This window comes from Sebaldella sp. S0638, assembly GCF_024158605.1.
Lineage (GTDB): Bacteria > Fusobacteriota > Fusobacteriia > Fusobacteriales > Leptotrichiaceae > Sebaldella.
This window is the reverse complement of record NZ_JAMZGM010000264.1, coordinates 1-1064: the sequence shown is the minus strand read 5'-3', so window position 1 is coordinate 1064 and position 1064 is coordinate 1. Positions and strand designations below refer to the sequence as shown.

The 1064-nt window shown below is 27.1% G+C and carries 3 protein-coding genes; 2 read left to right on the top strand and 1 reads right to left on the bottom strand.

The features are described 5' to 3' along the window. The first annotated feature begins 102 nt into the window (after positions 1-102). A complete protein-coding gene (locus NK213_RS20165; RefSeq protein ID WP_253352688.1) occupies positions 103-267 on the top strand; it encodes a hypothetical protein in 165 nt (54 codons plus the stop codon). Here the strand turns inward: NK213_RS20165 and NK213_RS20160 are convergent. Continuing rightward, positions 254-466, bottom strand: coding sequence for a hypothetical protein (locus NK213_RS20160; RefSeq protein WP_253352687.1), 213 nt, complete (start codon positions 464-466; stop codon positions 254-256). The genes NK213_RS20165 and NK213_RS20160 overlap by 14 nt on opposite strands. A gap of 214 nt (positions 467-680) precedes the next feature. Between NK213_RS20160 and NK213_RS20155 the strand changes: the two genes are divergently transcribed. Next, the gene (locus NK213_RS20155) at positions 681-836 is read left to right on the top strand and encodes a hypothetical protein (protein WP_253352685.1); all 156 of its coding nucleotides are present in this window, start codon (positions 681-683) and stop codon (positions 834-836) included. Positions 837-1064 lie beyond the last annotated feature (228 nt).

Sequence of the window (1064 nt, the reverse complement as noted above, 5' to 3'; positions counted from 1 at the left end):
GGAATCTCATATTTTAGATACTTTTCCGGATGAAGACCAGATTATGATTGATTTATATCATGAAAATCCATAAAAAATATTTTATAGAAAGTAGGTGAAATTATGGGCAGATTACTATGTTTAGTAAGAAAAATTGAAAATACAAAAGATATTAACGATTTAAACCATAAGTTAAATAATGACTGGTATATCATAAATTACAATAAAAACTCTGGTGTTTATACTATCGGATACGCACCAGAGTTTAAAAAAATTATAAATCCATAAATTTTTCAAAAGGATCTCTTTTTTCTATCATTCTACCCATTATATAATGCGCCATCTGGTCTGGTTCTGAAACAGAAGCTGTAGTGTATATCTTTAGCAGAATCCAACCATTAGATAACATTTTATTTACAGTACTCACATCTTCTTCTTGTGATATTTCTATAATATCATTTAATACTGAAGATTCTAAGTTTTGCATAATTATAACCTCCTTAAATTTAATTACTTAACTGTCCTGTCTGTGGGGTTTGGTTCAAAAAACAGACAGGACTGGAAAACAATTAATTTAACCAAACAGCCCAACAAAATGTTGAGCTGCGAACAAGATTTATAAAAGGACTTAGCCTTTGAAAATAATATATCACATTCAATAATTAAATTCAATTAAAAATATAAACATTAGGAGGAATAACATGAAAATAGACTTCAAATTCATTAGCAAAAAAGCAATAGAGAGAAAAATCAAAAATAAGAAATTTGGTAAAAAATATAATATTGAATTAAATAAGGAGGTGTATAACTATGTTAAAGAAGATAATAGAATTTTTTCAATCCCGTCATACAGATAAAGAGAAAGAAAAGGAATTTGTGCGTAGGAATAAAGTGGATATAATCAGATTCGCTGAAAATCCCAAAAAATATTTTTAAAAAAAGAGACAGCAAATTAATGCCGTCTCACACTAAATTCTGGATATCTAATTATACAAGAATGTTATTAAAAAATCAAGGAGGAATAAAAATGGAAATGTGCATCAAATGTATTCATTTTAATTGGAAAAATGATGGTTATTGTCTCT

Bases quoted from the DNA above. Each gene is read 5' to 3' on its own strand.
- NK213_RS20160 (WP_253352687.1), bottom strand. From the start codon at position 466: ATGCAAAACTTAGAATCTTCAGTATTAAATGATATTATAGAAATATCA.
- NK213_RS20155 (WP_253352685.1), top strand. From the start codon at position 681: ATGAAAATAGACTTCAAATTCATTAGCAAAAAAGCAATAGAGAGAAAA.
- NK213_RS20165 (WP_253352688.1), top strand. From the start codon at position 103: ATGGGCAGATTACTATGTTTAGTAAGAAAAATTGAAAATACAAAAGAT.